Source organism: Paenibacillus sp. FSL R7-0273, assembly GCF_000758625.1.
GTDB lineage: Bacteria > Bacillota > Bacilli > Paenibacillales > Paenibacillaceae > Paenibacillus_AQ.
In genome coordinates this window covers 4,165,196-4,188,561 of the sequence record NZ_CP009283.1, presented here as the reverse complement: position 1 = coordinate 4,188,561, position 23,366 = coordinate 4,165,196, and the positions used below count along the sequence as shown (strand labels likewise).

General features: G+C 55.1%; 19 protein-coding genes. 15 read left to right on the top strand and 4 right to left on the bottom strand.

Annotated features, from left to right (window positions below; all coding sequences use genetic code 11):
• Positions 1–98 precede the first annotated feature (98 nt).
• Both R70723_RS17760 and rsgA read left to right on the top strand, forming a co-directional pair.
• Entirely contained in the window at positions 99–770 is a 672-nt protein-coding gene (locus tag R70723_RS17760; protein ID WP_039873872.1) for an HAD family hydrolase, read from the top strand.
• A gap of 529 nt (positions 771–1,299) precedes the next feature.
• Positions 1,300–2,397 (top strand): ribosome small subunit-dependent GTPase A, encoded by a 1,098-nt coding sequence (gene rsgA / locus R70723_RS17750; protein WP_039873865.1) that lies wholly within the window; start codon positions 1,300–1,302, stop codon positions 2,395–2,397.
• Positions 2,398–2,606: 209 nt separating this feature from the next.
• Here rsgA and R70723_RS17745 read toward each other — a convergent pair whose 3' ends face one another.
• Complete coding sequence (locus tag R70723_RS17745) at positions 2,607–3,233, bottom strand: FMN-dependent NADH-azoreductase (protein WP_039873862.1); 627 nt, start codon at positions 3,231–3,233, stop codon at positions 2,607–2,609.
• Positions 3,234–3,561: 328 nt separating this feature from the next.
• Here R70723_RS17745 and R70723_RS33780 point away from each other — a divergent pair, with 328 nt between their 5' ends.
• Positions 3,562–3,699, top strand: a complete 138-nt coding sequence (locus R70723_RS33780; RefSeq protein WP_179087995.1) for a hypothetical protein — start codon at positions 3,562–3,564, stop codon at positions 3,697–3,699.
• A 108-nt stretch (positions 3,700–3,807) separates the two neighbouring features.
• On the opposite strand, the gene R70723_RS34070 is transcribed toward R70723_RS33780, so the two are convergent.
• On the bottom strand, positions 3,808–4,047 hold the full coding sequence (locus tag R70723_RS34070) for a hypothetical protein (RefSeq protein ID WP_039873859.1): 240 nt from the start codon (positions 4,045–4,047) through the stop codon (positions 3,808–3,810).
• A gap of 172 nt (positions 4,048–4,219) precedes the next feature.
• Between R70723_RS34070 and R70723_RS17735 the strand changes: the two genes are divergently transcribed.
• Positions 4,220–4,897, top strand: coding sequence for a hypothetical protein (locus R70723_RS17735; protein ID WP_039873857.1), 678 nt, complete (start codon positions 4,220–4,222; stop codon positions 4,895–4,897).
• Here R70723_RS17735 and R70723_RS17730 read toward each other — a convergent pair.
• Positions 4,884–6,614, bottom strand: coding sequence for an alpha-amylase family glycosyl hydrolase (locus R70723_RS17730; protein WP_039873853.1), 1,731 nt, complete (start codon positions 6,612–6,614; stop codon positions 4,884–4,886). The two genes, R70723_RS17735 and R70723_RS17730, sit on opposite strands and share 14 nt — an antisense overlap.
• A 379-nt stretch (positions 6,615–6,993) precedes the next feature.
• Here R70723_RS17730 and R70723_RS17725 point away from each other — a divergent pair, with 379 nt between their 5' ends.
• The 7 genes from R70723_RS17725 (at position 6,994) to R70723_RS17695 (ending at position 14,920) form a co-directional block, all read left to right on the top strand.
• The gene (locus R70723_RS17725) at positions 6,994–8,016 is read left to right on the top strand and encodes an ABC transporter substrate-binding protein (RefSeq protein WP_039873851.1); all 1,023 of its coding nucleotides are present in this window, start codon (positions 6,994–6,996) and stop codon (positions 8,014–8,016) included.
• An 11-nt stretch (positions 8,017–8,027) separates the two neighbouring features.
• On the top strand, positions 8,028–8,807 hold the full coding sequence (locus R70723_RS17720; RefSeq protein ID WP_039873847.1) for an ABC transporter ATP-binding protein: 780 nt from the start codon (positions 8,028–8,030) through the stop codon (positions 8,805–8,807).
• Positions 8,808–8,809: 2 nt separating this feature from the next.
• Positions 8,810–9,640: an ABC transporter permease gene (locus tag R70723_RS17715; RefSeq protein ID WP_039873844.1), complete on the top strand. Its 831-nt coding sequence runs from the start codon at positions 8,810–8,812 to the stop codon at positions 9,638–9,640.
• 93 nt (positions 9,641–9,733) lie between these two features.
• Positions 9,734–10,720: an aromatic acid exporter family protein gene (locus R70723_RS17710; RefSeq protein ID WP_039873839.1), complete on the top strand. Its 987-nt coding sequence runs from the start codon at positions 9,734–9,736 to the stop codon at positions 10,718–10,720.
• A gap of 371 nt (positions 10,721–11,091) precedes the next feature.
• Positions 11,092–12,114, top strand: coding sequence for an HD-GYP domain-containing protein (locus tag R70723_RS17705; protein WP_039873835.1), 1,023 nt, complete (start codon positions 11,092–11,094; stop codon positions 12,112–12,114).
• Positions 12,115–12,376: 262 nt separating this feature from the next.
• Positions 12,377–12,934 (top strand): outer spore coat protein CotE, encoded by a 558-nt coding sequence (locus tag R70723_RS17700; RefSeq protein WP_039873832.1) that lies wholly within the window; start codon positions 12,377–12,379, stop codon positions 12,932–12,934.
• A 456-nt stretch (positions 12,935–13,390) separates the two neighbouring features.
• Positions 13,391–14,920, top strand: coding sequence for a putative amidoligase domain-containing protein (locus R70723_RS17695; RefSeq protein WP_052421372.1), 1,530 nt, complete (start codon positions 13,391–13,393; stop codon positions 14,918–14,920).
• On the opposite strand, the gene R70723_RS17690 is transcribed toward R70723_RS17695, so the two are convergent.
• Entirely contained in the window at positions 14,917–15,729 is an 813-nt protein-coding gene (locus tag R70723_RS17690) for a GNAT family N-acetyltransferase (RefSeq protein ID WP_039873829.1), read from the bottom strand. The two genes, R70723_RS17695 and R70723_RS17690, sit on opposite strands and share 4 nt — an antisense overlap.
• 185 nt (positions 15,730–15,914) lie before the next feature.
• Between R70723_RS17690 and mutS the strand changes: the two genes are divergently transcribed.
• The 4 genes from mutS (at position 15,915) to miaA (ending at position 23,209) form a co-directional block, all read left to right on the top strand.
• Entirely contained in the window at positions 15,915–18,758 is a 2,844-nt protein-coding gene (gene mutS / locus R70723_RS17685) for a DNA mismatch repair protein MutS (RefSeq protein WP_039873827.1), read from the top strand.
• Between the two features lie 563 nt (positions 18,759–19,321).
• Entirely contained in the window at positions 19,322–21,451 is a 2,130-nt protein-coding gene (gene mutL / locus R70723_RS17680) for a DNA mismatch repair endonuclease MutL (RefSeq protein ID WP_039873825.1), read from the top strand.
• A gap of 38 nt (positions 21,452–21,489) precedes the next feature.
• On the top strand, positions 21,490–22,269 hold the full coding sequence (locus R70723_RS17675) for a class I SAM-dependent methyltransferase (RefSeq protein ID WP_039873823.1): 780 nt from the start codon (positions 21,490–21,492) through the stop codon (positions 22,267–22,269).
• Entirely contained in the window at positions 22,259–23,209 is a 951-nt protein-coding gene (gene miaA / locus R70723_RS17670; RefSeq protein ID WP_039873822.1) for a tRNA (adenosine(37)-N6)-dimethylallyltransferase MiaA, read from the top strand. The genes R70723_RS17675 and miaA overlap by 11 nt, the downstream gene beginning before the upstream one ends.
• Positions 23,210–23,366 lie beyond the last annotated feature (157 nt).

Here is a 23,366-nt window from a genome sequence, read left to right as displayed (position 1 = left end):
TGAGCTTAGAGCACGGTTCTGCGGGACAGTCTTTTCTTTGACCGGACATGCATAGTACAATAAATCTCTGGAATCCAAGCGGATAAGGAGAGTTAGGAATGAGAATGAAAGAGGCTTTGCTGTTTGATCTGGACAACACCCTGATGGACCGCGACCATACCTTCCGCAGCTTCAGCACACAATTCGTAAAGGATGCTCTCGGGCATCTGAGTGAAGAAGAGGCGCAGCGGGTAGTCGAGGATATCATCGTGCGGGATGCGGACGGGTACCGTGACAAGAACGGTTTTTTTGCCGAGCTGAGTGAGGTGCTGCCCTGGCAGACCCCGTTAAGCGCGGCGGAGATCCGGGCATACTATGATAAAAATTATGCCGGCCATGGTGCGGCTATGCGGCATGCGGCAGAAATACTGCAATACAGCCGGGAGAAGGGATATATGCTGGGCCTTCTAACGAATGGCTACAAGGAGCTGCAGGACGGCAAAATCGATCTGCTTGGCCTGCGCGGCTACTTCAAAACGATTGTCATTTCGGAGGAAGCCGGAATCCGTAAGCCGGATCCGGCCATCTACAAGCTGGCGCTGGAGCGTCTGGGCGCCTCTGCAGAGCAGACACTGTTCATCGGCGATCATCCGGTCAATGATATCTGGGGGGCCGGCAAGGCGGGAATGGACACCATCTGGCTCAAGCGGAACCACCCGTGGGATGAAAGTCTGGATGTGCAGCCGTGGAGAACCATTAATGAGCTGGATGAGCTGAAGGATATTATTTAAATTTTCGGGTAGAGTTTGTATATAAAAAATACTTTACCGGGGTCCGGCGTTGACAATGCACAGCCGGGACGTTTATAGTTACAGCATATTAACCGGAAGGAGACGATGTAATATGACAGTTTATACAGCACGTTCATTATCGGTAACAACTGTTGTAGATACGTGTCTTCCGGGAACAGCGGCTGCTCAGCAAGTGTGAAGCAGCTTAGCAGGTAAGCTCTTAGAGTGCCTTTTAGAGCCGTCCGGGACCGTATGTGTTCCGGCGGCTTTTTTGCGTGGCCAGGCGATATTTAATGCGGATCATTCCGTATTTGATGTGCCTGGGGACCGCGCACAGAAATGTGCGGTTCTCCCCTCTCCGGGGAAGACCGCAGCTTTCTGTACCTGATTTTATCACAGCCCTTTCTTATGAGCGAAAGGGGGAAGCTGATGAAATCCGCCGCCGGAACGTTAGGTTCCGGCGGCTTTTTGTGTTCCCGGACAGCATGAGTGGAGAAATAAACAAATATCAGGAGGAATTAACACTACAATGAGGATTGAACAATATGGATGGAATAAGAACTGGCAGGACAAATGGGACGGAATGACCCAGAATCAGGAGCAGGCAGGCAATACGCGCGTTCCCGGGCGGATCACCGGTGACTTCGGCAGCAAATACCGTGTGATGACTGATGCGGGCGAAACCTGGGGTGAGCTGGCCGGAAAGCTCCGGCATACACTGACTGATTCGGGAGAGTATCCGGCCATCGGTGATTGGGTAAGCCTCGCTATGCAGGACGGGGGAGAGCATGCGGTCATTCACGGGGTGCTTCCGCGCCACAGTGTCATTTCCCGCAAGGTGGCCGGAAATACGCAGGCTGAACAGATTGTTGCAGCCAATGTGGACACTCTGTTTCTGGTCAGCGCCTTGAACGATGATTATAATGTGCGGCGGATGGAGCGGTATCTGATTATGGCCTGGAACAGCGGGGCGAATCCGGTCATTCTGCTGACCAAGGCCGATCTGTGTCCGGATGCGGATACAAGAATTGCAGAGATGGAGCGGGCCGCCCCGGGTGTGCCTGTCCATGCGGTCAGCGCCCTGCTTGGCGACGGCCGCGATGAGCTGCTGCCGTATATCCGCAGCGGCCAGACAGTGGCCCTGACCGGCTCGTCCGGCTGCGGCAAATCCACTATGGTCAACTGGCTCAGCGGCCAAAACCTTCAGCTGACCAAGGACGTCAGAGAGGGCGACAGCCGCGGGCGGCATACAACGACGCACCGGGAAATGTTCGTCCTGCCTGAAGGCGGAATTATCGTGGATACTCCCGGAATGCGCGAGCTGCAGCTGTGGGAGGATGAGGGAGGGCTTGAGCTTGCCTTCGGCGATATCAGCAGTCTGGCGGCGGAATGCCGCTACAGCGACTGCAGCCATGAGCGGGAGGAGGGCTGCGCTGTACTGGAAGCAGTCTCCTCCGGCCTGCTGGAGGAGAAGCGGCTTTTGAACTACCGCAAGACGCAGAAGGAGCTCCGCTTCCAGAACAGCAAGGAGCAGCGGCAAAAGCGGAAGGCTGCAGCCCCTGCAGGCAAAGCAAGCGCCCCGCGGCCGCGCAGTGCCTCCTGGCAGCGTCAGCTTGAGGAATATTGATTCACTTTAATAAATAGAAGAAGGCCATCCGTACCCTGCAGCTGACTGCTCAGGTAAGGATGGCCTTCTTATGCTGCAGAGGCGCTGCTCATCTAGGGGCAGCGCCTCTGCTATATATAAATAAAAGTCCGGATTGTGAGCATAACAGATGCCTGATAAGTAATCCTGATGTCTAAACCGTGTACCGGACCTTTAACGCTGGTGCTGTATTAGAACGATGCAGCAGCGGATTTAGCTTCTTCCAGACCTTTTGCAATGATGTTGGCAGATTCCTGCGGGTTCTGGTTGTGGCCTTCGATGATAACCTGGGTGATATCCTGGAAGCCCCAGAAGCTCAGGTTGTTCACGATGAAGTTAACAGCCATTTCAGCGTTTGCTGCAGGGCCTGTGGAGTAGATGCCGCCTCTTGCGTTCAGGACAGCCGCTTTTTTGCCGGTAAGCAGGCCTACAGGACCTTCAGCTGTATATTTGAAAGCAGTACCAGCCTGGTTCACATAGTCAATGTAAGTGTGCAGAACAGCAGGAACCGTCATGTTCCAGAGCGGGAAGCCGAATACTACCTTGTCAGCAGCAACGAACTGGTCCAGGTATTTCTTAACAAGCGCTGCGCCTGCAGCTTCTTCAGGAGTTGCTTCAAAGCCCTGTGCGGCTTTGTAGATACCAGTGATCAACGTGTTGTCGTAGTATGGAAGCTCTTCAGCGAACAGGTCCAGCTCAGTAACCTGATCTTCCGGGTGGGATTCTTTGTAGCTTGCAAGGAATGCATTGTAAAGTTGAACACTTACAGCCTGTTCCGCAGGGCGGTTGTTTGCTTTGATGAAAAGTACGTTAGACATTATGATTTCTCCTTAGATATATATTTAATACTTACTATATTTAATATAGCATTGAATAATTAGTTTGTAAATATCCGTCGAAAGAAAAATATATTTCAGCGACAGCAAACGTCTATGTTTTGCAAAACCACCATATCTCCGGCTGGACGGCAAAAGAAGGGGAACAGAACATCAATATGTAGTAAAAGGAATACGACAACCCTATTTCTTCCAGAAATTAGAAAGTTTGAGCTGCCGGGGACCCGGTTATATAGGTGATACAAGGGAGACAGGAAATCATTTCCTGAATTCATAACCCGCAAGCTATATTGAAAAAGGAGCGATTGACATGTCCATTGACCGTTTCATCATTAAAAAACTGGACAGCTGTCACGAAGAACAGACACGAAAAAATTTAGTGAAGTTGTTCAAGCTGCGTATTCAGAAAGCGGAAAAGGAAGAGAACAAGAGTCACCGGATCAGCTGAAAGCCAGCCGCTGACGTACCGTAAATCAGCCGACATATAGAGCGGAGCACCTTCTTTCCGGGCGGAAGAACGTGCTTTTTTTTGTGCAAAAAAAAACTACCCCTCTGTTTAATAGAGGGATAGGGCTAGTGAATCATTTTCACTGTAACTGTGCAATATAGCTTCGGAGCCTTTAATTTCGATACTGATAAGTGAATTCAAACATTTCTGCAGGGCGCTTTTGCCCTTCTGGATCTTGAGCTCCAGTGTATTGTTCAGGATTCGAAGTACCTTTTGGGTAGGCTGTTTATTTTCTGTAGTGAAGTATACCGGGACTGACTTGTTCTGAAATGTGATGAGCATTCTCATAATTGAAATCACCTCGCTAAAAGTATTTCATGGTATGATCATACCCGTCATTTCTTAATTTTACCTTAAAATTAGCTTATGATAACATAAAGATTGCTAGCTTGATAGATTGAAGCTTTTTTATTGCTGGGCGATTCCTGTATTCCTGGGAATCCGGGAAGGAAATAGGACTGTGAATAATAATGAAAAGGTATATTTAGCGCGTTTTCTGTTTCCCGAAGCAGCGCTGCACGGGAAGGGAATATCCGGTTTGCTGCAAATGGCGGTATCCGCAGAACGAATATGCCGGCTGAAATATTGTGAAGGAGAGCATAATCAGGATCTTTGTCTGCAAGTACATAAAGAACGGACTATTATATCCAGCATAGATGATGAGGATTCGTTCGGATATGAGCTTACGGAGCCCGCCAAGGTGAAACGGGCCTGCTATTATCTGTTTGACTGTGCTGAACAGACGGAAGCGAAGCTTGACGATACAGATATACCTGCACTGCAAATGTCGAAGAGCAGGTTCAATGAGCTTAAAGACAAGGCGGCCACCTCCACCCTGTACTTTTTGGCAGAGTGCCTGACTGAGGAGACGGGAGATCTGGTCCGGTCCGCCCAGCTGGCCAGAGCCTTGAAATACCGGACGGCTGACGGCGAGCTGAGGCTCTGCTCCCGCGGCACGGACAGCTGGACCTTCCAGCATGCCGGATACATCGGAGATACCTCCGGCGGCTGGCTCCTGCGGATGAGCTGTGAATCCGCAGAGGACTGGATCATTGCCGTCCCCGCAAGCAAGGCTGATGTGTGTTATGCATTGTATGAATGGATGCTGCATTCCTCAGAGGTGGCTAATCCAGAATAACAGATGAATACGGCGGCAGGGTGAGTCCGGCTCCGTTCAGCTGCGCCTCCCCCGGAAGAGCCTTGACTACCCGGGTATAGGAGTAACCGTCTGTTCCCTGTACCAGGTTAACCTTCTGGCTGCTGCCTGTAAGATTATGCAGAGCGAGCACCTGCTGCCCGGCCGTTATCCGTTCAAAGGCCATTACCCCGTCATTTCCCGAGGCATAGTCCCGGATGGCTCCATCCCGGAGCGCGGGTATCTGATTGCGGAGAGCGATAAGCTGACGGTACCAGTCCAGCAGCGAGGTGCTGCTAAGCTGGCTCTCCACATCAGCGCCTGTATTCCCCTTATTGTTAGTGTCGGGTTCCCATGTGGTCTGGCCGGCACTGCCCCTGTCTGCAGACCAGGGCATAGGCTCCCGAATTCCTTCATCCGGCTTGCGGCCTAACATCCCGATTTCCTCCCCGTAATAAATAAACGGATTACCCGGAAGCGTGAGCAGCATTGCCGCTGCCATTCTGGCATGATCCGGATTGCTCTCCAGCACGCTCATTACCCGGTTCTGGTCATGGTTGGTCAGGAATGTGGCATCGGTGAAGCTTCCCCCGGAAATTTGGGCAAACAGCTTGTAGGTCCGTTCCAGCGTGAAGGCGGCGCCGCTGTCCTTTTCGCTTTTGGCTGCACTTACCAGCGTTTCACCCAGCCCGAAATTAAAGCCGGAATCAAAGGCTTTATCGAGATAAGCGCCAACCGACACGGCTGAATTCTCCCACACCTCCCCGACAATATAGGCCTGCGGGTTGACCTCGTTCATGGCCTGGCGGAATTCCTGCCACCAGGCTACATTTTTGGCGGTTGTTTCCTCGCTTTTATCGGTTACAAGATCCTCATAAATATGCTTGGCCGCATCCAGACGGAAGCCGTCGACACCCTGCTCCAGCCAGAATCTTCCGATATCCTTCATCTCATTGCGGACCTCCGGATTGTCGAAATTGAGATCGGGCATCCCGTCCCAGAAAATGCCCAGATAGTGGCTCCCCCGTGCAGAATGCCACGGGCTTCCGCTGCCGGCTGCACTGCTCCCGCTGACAGGGCGGCTCTGGTCTTCCGCCCAGACGTAGTAGTCCCGGTATTTGCTGTCCTGCTGTGTAGCAGCTTCCACAAACCACGGATGCTCCTTCGAGGTGTGGTTGACGACAAGGTCCATTATGACCTTGATTCCCCGCTTATGCGCCTCCCGGATCAGCTCCTGCATATCCTCAAGTGTGCCGTAATCCGGGTTAATGCTGCGGTAGTCGGTAACATCATAGCCGTGATAGCTGGGGGAAGGGTTAACCGGCATAAGCCAGATGCCCCCGACGCCCAGATCGCTGGAAGTATCAGGATTTCCGTCATTTAAATAATCCAGCTTCTCTGTCAGCCCGCGCAGATCACCGATACCGTCGCCGTCCGAATCATAAAAGGACCGGACAAAAACCTCATAGTAAACGGTGGACGGCTGTTCATCGATTGCAGTGCCCTGGGCGGTGCCCGGCTGCTGTGCTCCCTGCGGTGCCGGGCTGCTGTCAGGCGCTGGTGAGGCTTCTCCGGTTGTGACTGGGAGTGGTCCTCCATTATCACCGCCGGCAGTATTTCCGTTATTTGTGCATCCGGCCAGCATAGCGGCAGTTAATCCGGTAATGGCTAAGATATTCAGCAGGCGGCGTCCTTTAGGTAAGCCGGGTTCGTATTTCATTGGTTATCATTCCTTCCCGTTTGATTTCTACATTAATATGTATCTCAGTAAGCGCTTTACTAAATATAGTAGTGGAATAATCCTTTTAGGTAAAACGTTTGCACAAGGCTAATAAGAGTATATATGAGCGATTTAGTTCATTTTCGGCATTTAATACCAATAAATCTCTTCAAATCGGCTGAATACTATGAATTTCTTATGAATATAACCATTATTATCTTTTGGGGCCTGTAAATGAATATGATCCGGCGTTTAAATCCAAGATTTCTGGGGCTAAAGAATGCGCAAACGGTGGTCATTTCTGCTTTTAACCAATCTGTAGGCATGTGCATATCCTTTAGGTAAGGGCCAAAGACCCGGGAAGAAAGGAGAATGAAGAATGAATATCAAGAAAAAGCTGATGCTGCCGCTGATGCTCCTGGTCTTGTGCTTCTCAGTGCTCGCCGGCTGCGGCGGAGAAGGGGCGGGAGTAAAGGTGAAAATCGGCGAAGTCACCCGTTCCGTCTTTTATGCGCCTGAGTATGTGGCATTGTCGCAGGGCTTCTTCAAGGATGAAGGGCTGGATGTCGAGCTGCAGACCATTCCGGGCGGCGATAAGACAATGACGGCTCTGCTCTCCGGAGCGATAGATGTTGCGCTTGTAGGGTCTGAGACCTCAATTTATGTAGCCCAGCAGGGTGCGGATGATCCTGTTATCAATTTTGCCCAGCTTACACAGCGGGACGGGACCTTCCTGTTTGCCCGCAAGGCAGAGGGTGAATTCAGCTGGGAGCAGCTGAAGGGGGCGACGTTCCTTGGGCAGCGTGCCGGCGGTATGCCGCAGATGGCTGGTGCATTTACTCTGCATAACAAAGGAATCGATGCCGGGCAGGATCTCACGCTGATTCAAAATATTGATTTTGCCAATATTGCCGGCGCGTTTGCCTCCGGCACGGGGGATTATGTGCAGCTGTTCGAGCCGCAGGCCTCAATTTTTGAAAGCGAAGGCCGAGGTGCAGTCGTAGCCTCATTCGGCGTGGAAAGCGGCTATCTGCCATACACCGTCTTTATGTCCAAGCAAAGCTATATCAGCAAAAACGGGGATACCGTGCAAAAATTCACTAATGCGGTCCAGCGGGCCCAGCTGTGGGTACAGGAGCATACTCCGGAGGAGATTACGGATGCGGTCATGCCGTATTTTGAGAACACCGACCGGGGAATTGTTGTCTCAGCGATCAAGCGCTACAAGGAGCAGGATACGTATGCGCTCAATCCTATTATAGAGGAAACAGAATGGAACAATCTGCTGGATGTCATTGACAATGCCGGTGAGCTGCAGGAGCGGATTCCGCTGGAGAAAATCGTAGACAACAGCTTTGCGGAAAAGGCGGAGGCCGGGATTAAAACTTCATCCGGGAAATGAGGGGCTGAACTATGCTGCCAGTTGTGCAACTGAAGGGCGTGACGCACGCCTACCTGGGGGACCGGGAGGCTTCTCTTGCCATCGAGGACTTAAGCCTGGAGGTGGGGCAGGGTGAATTTGTCAGCCTGGTCGGACCAAGCGGCTGCGGCAAGACAACGCTGCTCTCAATCATTGCCGGGCTGGTGCGGCCATCGCTCGGTGAGGTGACAGTGAGCGGGCGGACCATTGAGGGGCCGTCCTCCGAAGTGGGTTACATGCTCCAGCAGGATTATCTCTTTCCGTGGCGCACCATTCTGGACAATGCATTGCTCGGACTGGAGCTGACCGGAAATTTGACCCCGGAGTCGAAGCAAAAGACGCTGGACCTGCTGGCGGATATGGGGCTGGCCGGCAAAGAACAGGCTTATCCGGCCCAGCTGTCAGGCGGTATGCGCCAGCGGGTGGCACTGGTGCGCACACTCGCGACAGATCCCGGGCTGCTGCTGCTGGATGAGCCGTTCTCCGCGCTGGATTATCAGATCAAGCTGCAGCTGGAGGACCTGGTATCGGAGACACTGCGCCGGCGCGGGACTACAGCGGTGCTGGTGACCCATGATTTGTCCGAAGCGATTGCCGTCAGCAGCAGGGTCATCCTGCTGCAGCGTAACCCCGGCCGGATCCGCAAAATATTTGAGGTGCCGGAGGAAATCCGCAGCACGCCTCCGCTGTATGCGCGCGACCTGCCGGGCTTTGCGGAGCTTTTTCATGAAGTGTGGAAGGAAATGGAGCTGGCAGGAAAGGAGGGACAGTGAGTATGAACGGGCTTAACGAAATGCCGGATTCCCGCGGAGAGTGGCTGCAGCAGAAGCATCTGGATTACAAGAAGCAAAAGCGCCGCTGGGGCAGCCGTGTTATGGCCGTGCGGGCCAGTCTGCTGGTGCTGTTCTTCTTGTTCTGGGAGGCCGGTGTCAGGCTGGGCTGGATCGATGAGCTGCTGTTCAGCTATCCGACGAAGGTATTCCGTCAAATCTGGAAGGACATGGCCAGCGGCAGCCTGTGGCCCCATCTCGGGATGACAGTCGGGGAAACGGCGGTCGGCTTTGTGCTCGGCACACTGCTCGGCACGCTGCTTGCGGTCATCATCTGGTGGTCGCCATTTTTATCAGCGGTGCTTGATCCGTATATGGTTGTGTTCAACAGCATGCCCAAGGTCGCGCTCGGCCCGATTTTTATCGTGATGTTTGGAGCAGGCTTCACAGCCATTGTTATTACTACCTTATCCATCACTGTCATTATCACTACACTGGTTGTCTATAACAGCTTCTGCAGCGTTGATCCCAATCTGGTCAAGGTGGTCCGGTCCTTTGGGGCCTCGCGGGTGCAGGAGTTCAATAAAGTCATTCTGCCTGCCTCTTTTCCGGCAATTGTCTCAACCCTGAAGGTAAATGTCGGGATGTCGTGGGTCGGGGTCATCGTCGGTGAGTTTCTGGTGGCAAAATCGGGACTCGGCTATCTGATCATTTACGGCTTTCAGGTGTTCAATTTTACACTGGTGATGTCCAGCCTGCTCATTATTGCTGCAGTCGCGACGGCGATGTATCAGCTCGTTGTCTACGTGGAAAAGCTGCTTTTGTCGCGGCTTTGAACCGTATGTCATATTGTGTCTCCCTGAAAAATCCTGTACCATGTCTATATCTTACAAGCAAGCTGAAGCAGACAGTCAAGGAGAGGTATTTACATGGGATTCAGGGTTATCAAAACAGCGGCTGCCACGCTGCTGTCCATACTGCTCGCAGCCGCTGTGGGTATTCCAAATGCGCAAAGCGCGGGCCTGCTGGCTATTCTCGGGGTGGAAACAACGCGGAAAAGGAGCCTTCGGACCATTATCGCCCGTTTTTCCGCCTCGCTGGTAGGTCTTTTTATGGGTTGTATCTTATTTGCAATGCTTGGCTTTCATTACTGGGTTCTCGGGCTTTACGTGCTGTTCGGCTTTCCGCTGATCGTCAGATCGGGCTTCAAGGAAGGGATTGTCACCAGCTCCGTCATTGTGTTCCGCGTGTTCGGACAAGCTGAGCTCTCCGCCCATATCCTGCTGCAGCAGATTGAGCTGCTGGCCATCGGGCTCGGCTCGGCCGGGCTGGTCAATCTCATCTATATGCCGCAGACCGCCGGCGTGATCTCGGGCATCCGCAAGGAGGTGGACGGGTATTTCTCGGTCATTTTCAAGCAGATGGCGACGACGCTGCGTGAACCTTCCTATGTATGGGACGGAAAGGAGCTGATCGGGGCAAATGCTGCGGTCCAGCGCGGGCTTACAGCAGCAACCAGGGAGCTGGAGAATCATGTGATTCATCCGGACGAAGCCTGGAATGTCTACTTCTATATGCGTAAGGAGCAGCTGGAGTCCATCCAGAATATGCTGCAGCTTCTTTCCCAGGTGTACCGGCAGCTTCCGCACGGGGATATGGTAGCCGAGCTGTTCGACCAGCTGAGCGGTGATGTGCTGGCCGAAGAATATACCGGGCGCACGGAGCGGCTGCTGGAGGGCGTTGAACAGGAGTTTCAGCGGATGGAGCTTCCTTCGACACGCGAGGAATTTGAGGTCCGCTCAGCCATTTTGCAGGTATGCCGTGAGCTTGCGCTCTATCTGAAAATTGCCAAGCAGCACAAGGTTCCCGTCGAAGTCAAGCCTGTCAAGCGCATGCTGACCCGCCGCGGCAGCTGATATACATAACAGGATTTGAAGAGTATTTCCGGTGCCGGCCAGGCAGAAGACGGCTTACAGTGAGTCCTCCCGTGAGGGCTCTTTTATATACCGGCGTAAGAGGAGGGGACTGTCGCCAGAGGCCTTTACCGGGGTGCCGGAGGCTGATATTGACGGGTGGATATCAAAGATATAACATGGGATGTAGTTGTTGTATGTACAGGTTCTCTTTTTATTTGTTCATTTAATATTCATTTATTAGATGTAAAGAACGATAAAAAAAGTAAGCACAAAAAGTGAGCCGGTAATTTTTTTGCCGTTCATGTAGAGAAGAAGTTCAATTACTGCAGACTGTTCGCTTATGTGAATTTCTGCTCTGGCAGGTGAGGACAATGAACATCAACAATGAACAATATCTCGGCAAGCAGCTTGCAGCCAATCTCTTCAATCATACCGGCGTCTTTGTTCTGCCCGCAATGACACTGCTCAACAGTGACCATATCCGTCTGATCGGCCAGCATAGGATTATACTGGAGCCTCAGGATGTCATTCAGGTGGACAGTGCGGCCTTCTATCAGATTGCCGTTGATGATTGTACGGCTGCGATGGAGAATATTTTTGAACAGCTGCGTTATAACAAAAGCAAACGGTTACCGATGATTGAGCTCAGAAATGAAGTTATTCCTTTTATCCAGCAGGTTAGTGAGAAGAATGATTTCTATGGAATACTGGCTGCACTCCAGCCGAAGGACGATTATACATACAGGCACAATGTCGCGGTCGGTATTCTGTCCACAATGCTCGGCATGTGGCTTAAGCTGAGGCCGGAGGAGCTTGGGATGCTGACGATCGCCGCTACGCTGCATGACATCGGCAAAATCATGATTCCTTCGGAGATCCTGACCAAGTCCGGTTCGCTGGACAAGGAAGAAACGGCCCTGATGCGGAAGCATACTACCTACGGCTATGAGATGATCAGAGACACTGTCGGCACGAATCATATGCAGGCGCTTGTTGCGCTGCAGCATCATGAGCGGATGGACGGCAGCGGCTACCCGTTCGGCGTACTGGGGCACCGGATTACGGATTTCAGCAAAATCGTCGCGGTGGCCGATGTATTCCATGCGATGACCTCCGAGCGGTTCTACCGTCCGGCTGCGCCGTTGTATGAGGTTTTGCGGCAGATGGAGAATGATGTCTTCGGCAAGCTGGATCCTTATATCTGCAGAGTCTTCATTAATAAGCTGATGCAGTCTATGCTGGGCAATGAAGTCGTGCTGTCTGACGGCCGGACCGGCAGAATCATCCTTATCCTGGCCCATGACCCGCTGAGTCCGCTCGTGAACATCGGAGAGGAGTTTTTGGATCTCAGCAGGCACCGGGATCTGGGGATTGTACGGGTCATCCCGCAGTAAGCGGTGTATAGCCGGCAGACCATGATTGCAGAACATGTAAATGACAACAGCGCTCTCCGCAGGGAGGCGCTGTTGTTTTTTTGCCGTGAAGGCCGGGCTGCTATGTATCATAACCTGCTCATTTCAGCAATAAAATGAACTAGAAAGCTCATACTGGACGGACGGGAGGGCTTACCCAAATTTATTTCTACTCTAACAATCAACAAATGCCCAGAACGTGCATACACTTGATAGTGAATGATTGTATGGAGGAGGTTCAAACATGTCATTAAGCCATAAACGTCAAACAAGGGAGATCATTACGAAGGCAATTTGCGGCAAAGGTCGTAAGTTCTCTACCGCAACCCATACCGTAACTCCGCCACATCATCCGACTAGTATCCTGGGGGCTTGGATTATTAACCACCAGTACGAAGCGGTTGCAGCCGGAAACGGAATTGAAGTAATCGGTACTTACGATGTGAACATCTGGTACTCGTATGACAAGAACAAGCAGACTGAGGTAGCCAAAGAAACGGTCTCCTACGTTGAGCTTATCCCGCTGTCATACCTGGACCCGAGACACCGTGCTTCCACGGTTGAGGTCTCTGCGGAGGCAACGCAGGAGCCGAACTGTGTGGAAGCAGGAGTATCGCCGGGCGGCGGGAGTGTAACTCTCCGTGTGGAGCGCGAGTTTGAGGCGGAACTGGTGGCTGAGACCAAGGTCCGCGTGTATGTCAGCGATCAGGCCGACGATCTGGAAGACAAGGATTATGACTTCGAAGGGGAAAGCTTCGACTATGATGATCTGGACCCTGACGCCCTGGACGATGAGCTGTAAAAAAGGAGGGCGCCGCCGCTGATTTCCGGTGGGTTATGGTCCATTATATGTGGAGAGGGCGGCGGCGAAGAGGGCGAACGCCCTCCTTTTTTAATTTTTTTTTGGTGATGGGATATGGGGCGCACAACTCTGCAGGCAGGGATGCTCAGCAAAAATGGAGCGGGCCCGCGAGTTGTTCAAAAGGTACGCTTGCTACGTGGTGCTCAATCATTAGATGGATTTTGAACACTTAATTCCATTCGATTCCTCCTTTTTGAACGATTAGTTGTAAAATCGCTACTTAATTTTGCCCGAAAAGCCCTTTTAACGCCGAAACGGAGAATTTAAGTATCTTTTTTCCAATTAGTCTCTTCTTTTCTGTGGTAAGTCTAAGAATAGTTGACGATTTTCTACTTATTTTAATCAGCAGCAAACTACAAGCTGAACGGCTGCAGAAACTGTTGGGAGGGATAGACCGTGAATGAAGGACTGAGCGTGTTTGTCAGCTTAACACTGCAGCAGCGGGAAGCCAGATTGCGGCGCTGCGGCCTGGAGCCCGCGATGACTCCTTCCGGCCGGGCACAGCTGGAGCTGCCGGGGATTTCTACAGCAGTAGTAAACCCCATACATACAGGTTACTCAAGGCAAACAGGCAGAATCCACAGACAGCAATATATTGTCAGTGTATTCAACCTGCAAGTGGTAGACATTCAGACGCTGGGAACGGGACAGGCTATGCGGCAGAAAGCGGGTATCCATCAGCCGGGAGCCCGGGCGGTGATTAACGGAAGAGATGGCGGGAGCGGGGGAAGGCTGGCGGCTGGTGGTAGCAGCGGGGGAGTGCCGGGAGGTGTGCAGGGTGCGGGCAGTCAGACGGTAATTAACGGAAGAGATGGCGGGAACGAGGACTGGTTGGCGGAGGGCGGTAGCGGGGGAGTGCCGCTTAACGAGTACAATCGCCGCGGGACGGCCGGGCAGCTGCGGGAAATTGCGGTGCGTGCATTGTATAACTTGGGGCTGGATAGCGGAGAGGTGCGCCTGACCGCACTTGGCGGCAGGCAATTTGCTGTTGAGGATGTCATTCCGCTTACTCATGCAGACGCAGGGAAATGGCCGACTGCATATCAGGCGGCTTCGCAGGCGCTGAGCACTGCGCTTGCCGCTGAGCAGCCCGGTCGTACAGGGCTGCTCATGGGCATGGACCCGGAGTTTCTTCTGCTCCGGGAATCCACCGGCCGCGTCGTGCCCGCGTCGCGGTACCTGCCCCTGGACGGCGCCGCTGGCTGCGACGCCGGACCACCGGGAACGCGCGGCACGTTCCCGGTCGCCGAGCTGCGCCCTGCACCGCGCGGGGAACCGCGCGCGCTGCTGGCGCAGCTGATGTCCGCCGCGCGCACGGCGGACCGGCTCATCGCCGACCGCGAGCTCCGCTGGCGGGCGGGCGGCATGCCGCTGCCGGGCTGGGCCCTCGGCGGCCACCTGCACTTCAGCGGCGTGACGCTGACGGCGCCGCTGCTGCGGGCGCTCGACAACTACCTCGCGCTGCCGCTGATGCTGCTGGAGGACGCCGGGGCTGCCGCGCGGCGTCCGCGTTACGGGGTGCTCGGCGATTTCCGGATTCAGCCGCATGGCGGCTTTGAATACCGGACCCTGCCGAGCTTCCTGGTCTCCCCGGTCATCGCCAGAGGCGCGGTCTTCCTGGCTCACCTGATCGTGAGCCGCTACGAAGACCTGGCGCTTCGCCCGCTCGACCGGGAGGAACTGCACGCCGCCTATTACAGCGGCGACAAAACCCCGCTGCGCGCAGCATTCACCCCGCTGCAGGCGCAGCTAAGGGGGCTGCCCGGCTATGCGCAGGCAGCCCGCTATATCGAACCGCTCCTAGGCTACATAGCCGCGGAGCGGACCTGGGATGAGTCGCGCGACATTCGCGGACTGTGGCGGACACAGGAAGCTGCTCCAGCAGCTTCTATCGAGGTACAAACTCCCACGCACCCTCTCACTTAACCTTGCTGCTTATCGATATAGAGCATCGCCCAGGAGCCGATTGTCTGGAAGCCAAGCTTTTTGTAGATCAGACCGGCCTGGGGGTTGTCGTAGAACAGGCAAAGGGATTTGCCCTCAGCCAGCAGCTCAGAGCACAGCCGTGCCATTACATTACTCGCCAGCCCCCGGCCCCGGTAGCCCGGATGGGTTGCTACACCTACAATCATGGCCGACAGGGAGTTTTCAGCGGTGGTTGAAGCCACAGCGATCACCTGACCGTCCTGCTCAACAAAAAAGGTACGGCCGGTGCCGCTTTCCAGCGCTGTCCGCAGGCTTTTCCGCGAATTCTCAGTGCTGCCGGCAAATTCCTCGATCTGGTCAGTGAGTGTGCAGACGGCTTCGACATCATCCACGGTTGCTTTTTTAAACACAAGCGGCAGAGCGGCTGCAGAAGTAATTCTCTCATTCAGCTCCTTCAGCTCGGCGAAAAGCATCTGCTTTTCCTCACGGACCGGAACCCTTCCTTTAAAAGCCTCAACAACCCCGGCATCGCCCGAAATCATCTCAGCCTCACTGTTTTTGCGTATCAGCTCCGCCAGACCCTCTGCATCAAATGCGCCGTCCGCATAAGGCAGGTAACTGCCGTAAAAGCGCAGCAATACTGCTTTTAACGGACCGTCCGGAGATTCGCATTCGCCCCACAGCTCCATAAACTCCTGCTCGAAGCCGAAATTTTCCACGTCCCCGATTATAAACAGATTGATCGACGGGTTACGGCCTGCCAGCTCCATCACCCGTTCCCGGTCTGCCTCATACAGTCTGCGTATCATGCCTAGTCCTCCCCAAAGGTATATTTTGACGTCTGCCCCTAATCTTACATCAAAGAGCAGCGCGGCTGCACCGTAATCTTTCTGTACCTGCGAACCTCTTTCTTCCTATTAGCTGTGAGAGTAACTTTGCCCGGTGACTTTCTGCTATAATAGAGAGTATTGAAGAAATGGCATGGAGGTTAACGATGGCTAAATATACGCCGATGATGGAGCAGTATTTGAAGGTTAAGGAAGGGGCGAAGGACGCGTTCCTTTTTTTCCGGCTGGGCGATTTCTATGAAATGTTCTTTGAGGATGCGATCCTTGCCTCGAAGGAGCTTGAGATAGCATTAACCGGCCGCCAGGGCGGCACCGATGAGAAAATTCCGATGTGCGGAGTGCCTTATCATGCGGCCGAAGGTTACATACAGCGTCTGATTGAAAAAGGCTACAAGGTCGCGATCTGCGAGCAGCTCGACGATCCTGCGGTAACGAAGGGCATGGTGCGGCGCGATATTGTACGCGTGGTCACACCCGGGACTGTCATGGACGGTAAAATTCTTACGGATAAAAGCAATAATTACCTCGTCTGTGTCACTGAGGAAGACGGGATGCTGGCGCTGGCAGCCTGCGATCTGACAACTGGTGAGCTGTATGTGACCTCTGTCCTGTCCGGTTCAGAATGGCTGCGCGATGAGATCGGCATCTATGAGCCGGCAGAAATTATCGGGGATGCGGCATTGCTGGACCAACTGCGCAGCGAGGCGTCATTGCTGGCCAAGCCGGTGGTGTACACTCCGTGGGATAAAAAAGAAGAAGAGCTGGCCCGCCGCCAGTTCGGCGAAGCTGCCTGGGTCCGGCTGGAGAAGGAGCGGGGCAGCTGCCTGGCGCTGCTGATCTCCTATTTAAGTGAAACCCAGCGCCGCTCGCTTGGACAGCTTAGCCAGATTTCGCCGTATGAGCCGGGCAACTATATGATTCTTGACCCGTTCACCCGCCGCAATCTGGAGCTTACTGAAACGGTGCGCGAACGCTCGAAGAAGGGCTCGCTGCTCTGGCTGCTGGACCGTACCGAAACCTCAATGGGCGGACGCCTGCTGCGCCGCAGAATTGACAAGCCGCTGCTGCAGCGCGCGCCGATAGAGCGGCGGCTGGAAGCCGTCGACTATCTCTATAACCAGTTTATTGAACGCGAGGACCTGCGCGGCGCCCTGAAGGAGATTTATGATCTGGAGCGGCTTGTCGGACGGATTGCCTTCGGCAGTGCCAACGGCCGCGACATGAACGCCCTTAAGCTGTCTCTGGACCAGATTCCGGCATTGAAGGAGATGTGCCTGAGCTCCGGCTCGTCAACACTGCGGGATATTGCGGCTTCGATGGATGTGTGCGCCGAGCTGCGTGATGATATTGACTCAGCCATTGTGGAGGATCCGCCGGTATCCGTGAGGGATGGCAACATTATCCGGACCGGCTACCATGAACGTCTGGACGAGCTGCGTGAAGCCAGCACCAGCGGCAAGCAGTGGCTCGCTGAGCTTGAAGCGAAGGAGCGTACAGCTACAGGCATTAAGTCGCTGAAGATCGGCTTCAACAAAGTATTTGGCTATTATATAGAAGTTACCCGTTCCAACCTGTCCTCTTTGCCGGAAGGCCGCTATGAGCGTAAGCAGACGCTGGCCAATGCCGAGCGCTTTGTTACACCGGAGCTGAAGGAGAAGGAAGCGCTGATCCTCGAAGCCGAGGACAAAATGACGGATATTGAGTACAGCCTCTTTACCGAGCTGCGCGACCGGATTGCCGCACAGATTCCCCGCCTGCAGGCGCTGGCCGAAAAGGTGGCGGAAATTGACGTGTACCAGTGCCTCGCCGCAGTCAGCGCCGAGCACCGGTTCGTCAAGCCGAAGCTGTCTGACGGTTACGACCTGCGGCTGGAGGGCGGACGCCATCCTGTCGTGGAGGCGGTGCTGAAGGATTCCAGCTTTATGGCTAACGGCAGTACGCTTACCAGGGATGACGGCAATATTTTGCTGATTACCGGACCGAACATGGCCGGTAAGAGCACCTACATGCGCCAGGTGGCCCTGATCTGTATACTGGCGCAGATCGGCTGCTTCGTTCCGGCATCCAGTGCGGAGGTGCCGCTGATTGACCGGATTTTTACCCGGATCGGAGCGGCGGATGACCTGATCGGCGGGCAGAGTACCTTTATGGTGGAGATGGCCGACATTCAGGTCATGACCGAAAAGGCCACCGCCCGCAGTCTGATCATCATTGACGAGCTTGGCCGGGGAACCTCGACGAGTGAAGGGATGGCTATTGCCCAGGCGGTCATTGAGTACGTGCATGATACCATTGCGTGCAAAGCGCTTGTCTCCACCCATTTCCACGAGCTGGCCCATCTGGAGCAGAGCCTTGGAGGACTGCGCAACTACTCCATGGCGGTGCAGGAGAGCGGCGACAAAGTCAACTTCCTGCGCAAGCTGGTGCCGGGAGCGGCGGACAGCAGCTATGGGATTTACTGTGCCCGGCTGGCCGGCCTGCCGGAGGGCATCATCGACCGTGCGTACGGGCTGCTGCAAAGTATTGAGCAGGCTGCGCCTCCGGGCAGTGCAGCTTTGAATTACGGCGGCAGCGCAGGCGGCGGACTGGGCAGCCAGGTGAAGGAAGCTTCGCAGCCTTCCGGAGAGCTGCACAGTGCGCAGGATACGCAGTCCACGCGGTTAGCGGAGCCTGAAGCCCAGTCTGCAGGCCATGCACATCCGGCTGCTGCTGCCTTCGGCGGCGGTTCTGCTTATGCGGAGGCTGCCGCATCACTCGCTTCCGTGGAGGAGAGTGCCGGACAGGAAGTGGTCCAGCTCTCCATCTTCGGGGAAGAGGAGCCGCGCAAAGGCCGTAAGGGCGGTGCTGACGCTGCAGCTGCCCCGGCCAAGGAGAATCCTGTCCTGAAGGAACTGGTCGCTGCCGTACAGGGCGCGGACCTGATGAACATGACGCCGCTGCAGGCGATGGGCCTGCTGAACGAGCTGAAGCAGAAGGCTAAAGGCTTGTAATGTAGCAGTAGCAGTGGCTAAGCGGCGGCTCCCATAGCAACGGCCCCTATAACAGCGGACTGTCATTGCAGGGAGCACCTTAGAATCAGCTATATAGACGCTTCTGTGTTTGATATTACTGCTGCTGCGGATGATGAATGAGGGATGACTGCCAAGTTAAGTGGAAATTTGTCATCTAATTCCTGGCTGGCATCTGCCAGGAGGATAATAGTTTGATAAACGTCACTTAATTCCGGGGTTTTAGGCTTCTAAGCGGGATATTGGCTAATTTAGATGACCATTTTCCACCTAATGCTGAAAATGGCTGCGGAATAGCGGAATTAGGTGGCGGAAATCCAACTAAATGGTGTGGAGCGTGGAGCCATCATTGAGGATGGTCATTGTGGATGGCCATTGAGGGTCGCGATACCGGTGGACCATGATATGGTCCCCGGTCCCTGCCATCCCGAAATTATTCCTCCCTAAACCTGTCCTCCAGTGGCCCGCTATCTTAGCTCTACCGGTTATTTGTGGATAAGTAAACATAGCTTCTTATTAATATATAAACCGCGAGGTGAAGGACAATGGCCAAAATTCATGTGCTGGACGAGCATATTGCCAACCAGATTGCTGCAGGGGAAGTAGTGGAGCGGCCGGCTTCTGTTGTAAAGGAGCTGGTGGAGAACGCAATTGACGCCGGCAGCACCCGTATTGAGGTCACCGTGGAAGAAGGCGGCCTGCAGAGCATCCGGGTCAAGGATAACGGCTCGGGCATTGAGCCGGATGATTGTGAGACCGCGTTCTACCGCCATGCGACAAGCAAGATTGCGAGCGGCCGCGACCTGTTCCAGATTACAAGCCTCGGGTTCCGGGGCGAGGCGCTGCCCAGTATTGCGGCGGTGTCGAAGCTTACGCTGCTGACGGCCAGCGGCGACGACGGAAAAGGGCGGCAGATCGACATCGAAGGCGGGAAGCTGATCAGGAATGAGGACCAGCCGTCCGCCAAGGGCAGCGATATGGCTGTGCGTGAATTATTCTATAATACGCCGGCAAGGCTGAAGTATATGAAGAGCATCCAGACCGAGCTCGGGCATATCTCGGATGCGATGTACCGGATGGCGCTGGCCCATCCGGACATCTCTTTTACGCTGCAGCATAACGGCAACCAGCTGCTGCGTACACTCGGCAACGGCGATCTGCTGCAGGTCATTGCTGCTGTCTACGGCACCTCCGCCGCCAAAGCGATGCTGCCGGTCAGCGCGGAAGATCCGGATTATAAGATTTCGGGATATATCAGCCGGCCGGAATGGACCCGGTCCAACCGCAATGCGGTAACCACGATTGTCGGCGGACGTTACATCCGCAGCAACGGGCTGAACGCCGCCATCATGCGTGCGTATCATACACTGCTGCCGATTAACCGTTATCCGCTGCTTGTGCTGAAGCTGGATATGCATCCCTCGCTTGTCGATGTCAACGTGCATCCGGCCAAGCTGGAGGTGCGCTTCAGCAAGGAGCCCGAGTTGTATGCTTTTGTGGAGCAGGAGCTCCGCAAGGTGCTGCTCGGCCAGAATCTGATTCCCCGCCCGGGCAGGGAAACGGTGGGCGGGAAGGGCAGCAGCTCCTTTATCCAGGAGCAGTTTGCCTTCTCTAAAGGGACTGCGCCGGCTCCACAGGAGCCCGGGGCAGACTCTTTAGCAGCAGTCTCCGGCGCAAACGCCACAGCAGCATCCGATACAAATGCCCCGGCAGCACCTGGAGCCAACGCCCCGGCGGCAGCCGCAGGCGGCAGTAACCCGCAGCCGTTAGCACCGTCCGGCAGCACCCAGAGCCCGCCTGTACCAGCCGGCAGCTACGCGCCGCCGGGAGCGGCCCCGGGCGGCTCCAGCAGCGCGCCCCTGTTCAGCAGCGGCTCTGCCGGTGCGGCCCTGCGGCCCGGCCAGGCCCAGCCGCAGGCCAGAGAGAGTGCGGCCGCGTACAGCGGCAGCTTCTCCCAGGCACCGGCCCGGCCGCGAACGGACGGGGGAGCAGGCGGCTACCGGCCGCCCGCGGCAGCAATACCGGCCCGCGGCAGCCTGCCGTCTGCGGAGGAGCTGTATGCGCCGGGCCAAGGCGCGGATCCCGGTCTACCGCAGTTTCCGGAGCTGAACTATATCGGACAGCATCACGGCACTTATATTATCGCCCAGAACGACGGCGGGCTCTATCTGATCGACCAGCACGCTGCGCATGAGCGGATTAATTATGAATATTATTACGAGAAATTCGGGCGTCCCGAGGATGCCTCGCAGGAGCTGCTCCTGCCGATTACTATGGAGTTCACGCCGTCGGAGAGCCGCCAGCTCAGTGAACGGCTGCACTGGTTCGAGAAGGCCGGTGTATATCTGGAGCATTTCGGGGGCCAGACCTTCCTGGTCCGCTCCCTGCCTTACTGGTTCCCGGAAGGGGAAGAAAAGGCACTGGTAGAGGAGATGGCCGAATGGGTGCTGAGCGAGCGTTCGATTGACCTGGCGAAGCTGCGCGAGAAATCGTCGATCCTGTGCTCCTGCAAGGCCTCAATCAAGGCTAACCAGAAGCTGACTGAACCTGAGGTAGATGCGCTGCTCTCACGGCTGGCAGCCTGTAAGCAGCCTTACACCTGTCCGCACGGCCGGCCGATCGTCGTATCGTTCTCCGCTTATGACCTGGAGAAGCTGTTCAAGCGGGTCATGTAAGAATCAAGAATGAAGTGAGTACCGGAAATGGAGGCAACATGATTATAACGACGGGCTTTGACCCGATACCGGAAATCGTTCAGCGGGCCAAGGCGCTGGCGGAGCATACCGGAACCCAATTTGTACCCCGGGGTAAATTATCTGTAAGGCGGCTGGTTGAGCGCTACGGAGACGAGGAGATTCTGGTCATTCTCCAGGAGGCGGTCCGGCTGATTACGCCAGGTACACCCCCGATGGAATTTCATCCGAGCATGGGCTTTGTCCGTGCCAAGCGGATTATGAAGGGGGAGCCGGATGCAATGCTGGAGGCAGCGCGGATGGAGCCCGGCGACAGCGTGCTGGACTGTACGGCCGGACTCGGCAGCGACTCGCTCCTGTTCGCCGTGCTTGGAGGAGAGGGCTCGACTGTCACTGCGCTTGAGAGCTCACTCCCGCTGTATGCGCTGCTCTCGGAAGGCATGAAGCACTATACCTCAGGCCAGGTTAAGGTTAACGAAGCGCTGCGCCGCATCCGGGTAGTCCATGGCGAGCATCTGGACTATCTGCGCGCATTGCCGGACAAGAGCGTGGACATCGTCTATTTTGACCCGATGTTCCGGGTTCCGCTGATGGATTCCTCGGCGATTTCTCCGCTGCGCCAGTTCGCCAACACAGCGGCTCTTTCAGAGGAGACGGTTACGGAGGCGCTGCGTGTAGCCCGCAAAACCGTCCTGCTCAAGGAAAAGGCGCTGAGCGGTGAATTTGCCCGGCTGGGCTTCACGGAGCTGCTGCGCGGAAGCGCCAAAATATCGTACGGGGTGATTTACATTGACAACTGAGACGAAACCGAAGGTGCTGGTGCTGCTGGGCCCGACGGCCGCCGGCAAAACCCGGCTGAGCCTTGAGCTGGCCGAAGCCTATAATGCCGAGATCATCTCCGGTGACTCCATGCAGGTCTACCGGGGCATGGATATCGGTACCGCAAAGATCAGCAAGGCAGAGATGAAGGGCATCCCCCATCATCTGATAGATATCCATGATCCCGAGGAAGCCTACTCTGCAGCAGAATTTCAGGAGCAGGGCAAGCGGCTGATCACCGAGATCAGCGGACGGGGCAGACTGCCCTTTATCGTAGGCGGAACAGGGCTGTATATTGAATCACTGTGCTACGGCTTCCGCTTCTCCGAAGCGGTTGCGGACGAGGCCTTCCGCGCTGAACAGGATGCCTATGCGGAAGCGCACGGCGCTGAGGCGCTGCATGCCCGGCTTGCTGCGGTGGACCCGGCCAGCGCTGAGCGGCTGCACCCGAATGACCGCCGCCGGATTATCCGGGCGCTGGAAATTCATCACCAGACCAATACGACCCTGTCCGCCTCCAAAGCGGAGCAGACCAAAGAATCGCCTTACGAGCTGTGCCTGATCGGCCTTACGATGGACCGGAAGATCCTTTACGGGCGGATTGAGGAACGGATTGACCAGATGCTGGATCAGGGGCTGATTACTGAGGTGCAGGGGCTGCTGGATAAGGGCTATCACCGCAGCATGGTAGCCATGCAGGGGCTTGGCTACAAAGAAATCGCCGCTTATCTGGAGGGGGAGCTTACCTATGAGGAAGCCGTGACCCTGCTTAAGCGTGACACCCGCCGGTTCGCCAAGCGCCAGCTGTCCTGGTTCCGCCATATGAAGGAGATACAGTGGATCGAGGATTTCAACGAGCAGAATTATGCCGGCAATCTGGCTAAGGTGCGTGAGATTATCTCCCGCAAGCTTGACAGATAAGCTGAACGTCATTGCCTGCTTCTGATATTTTATGCAGCATGTGAGGGTCCTGGAAGTGTGTGCACACATGCTCCGGGGCCTCTTTTTTATACATTGGAGCATTCACACTCTGCTAATATTCTTCCTTTTTTGCCGGGGTCGGCCTAGCACTTCTAGC

What these genes read in the sequence shown, in the direction of transcription:
- R70723_RS34070 (WP_039873859.1), bottom strand. Translation starts at nt 4,047, where the DNA reads ATGAGAATGCTCATCACATTTCAGAACAAGTCAGTCCCGGTATACTTC.
- R70723_RS17700 (WP_039873832.1), top strand. Translation starts at nt 12,377, where the DNA reads ATGTCATTAAGCCATAAACGTCAAACAAGGGAGATCATTACGAAGGCA.
- R70723_RS17715 (WP_039873844.1), top strand. Translation starts at nt 8,810, where the DNA reads ATGAACGGGCTTAACGAAATGCCGGATTCCCGCGGAGAGTGGCTGCAG.
- R70723_RS17725 (WP_039873851.1), top strand. Translation starts at nt 6,994, where the DNA reads ATGAATATCAAGAAAAAGCTGATGCTGCCGCTGATGCTCCTGGTCTTG.
- R70723_RS17690 (WP_039873829.1), bottom strand. Translation starts at nt 15,729, where the DNA reads ATGATACGCAGACTGTATGAGGCAGACCGGGAACGGGTGATGGAGCTG.
- R70723_RS17760 (WP_039873872.1), top strand. Translation starts at nt 99, where the DNA reads ATGAGAATGAAAGAGGCTTTGCTGTTTGATCTGGACAACACCCTGATG.
- rsgA (WP_039873865.1), top strand. Translation starts at nt 1,300, where the DNA reads ATGAGGATTGAACAATATGGATGGAATAAGAACTGGCAGGACAAATGG.
- R70723_RS17745 (WP_039873862.1), bottom strand. Translation starts at nt 3,233, where the DNA reads ATGTCTAACGTACTTTTCATCAAAGCAAACAACCGCCCTGCGGAACAG.
- R70723_RS17705 (WP_039873835.1), top strand. Translation starts at nt 11,092, where the DNA reads ATGAACATCAACAATGAACAATATCTCGGCAAGCAGCTTGCAGCCAAT.
- mutL (WP_039873825.1), top strand. Translation starts at nt 19,322, where the DNA reads ATGGCCAAAATTCATGTGCTGGACGAGCATATTGCCAACCAGATTGCT.
- R70723_RS17710 (WP_039873839.1), top strand. Translation starts at nt 9,734, where the DNA reads ATGGGATTCAGGGTTATCAAAACAGCGGCTGCCACGCTGCTGTCCATA.
- mutS (WP_039873827.1), top strand. Translation starts at nt 15,915, where the DNA reads ATGGCTAAATATACGCCGATGATGGAGCAGTATTTGAAGGTTAAGGAA.
- R70723_RS33780 (WP_179087995.1), top strand. Translation starts at nt 3,562, where the DNA reads ATGTCCATTGACCGTTTCATCATTAAAAAACTGGACAGCTGTCACGAA.
- R70723_RS17730 (WP_039873853.1), bottom strand. Translation starts at nt 6,614, where the DNA reads ATGAAATACGAACCCGGCTTACCTAAAGGACGCCGCCTGCTGAATATC.
- R70723_RS17720 (WP_039873847.1), top strand. Translation starts at nt 8,028, where the DNA reads ATGCTGCCAGTTGTGCAACTGAAGGGCGTGACGCACGCCTACCTGGGG.
- R70723_RS17675 (WP_039873823.1), top strand. Translation starts at nt 21,490, where the DNA reads ATGATTATAACGACGGGCTTTGACCCGATACCGGAAATCGTTCAGCGG.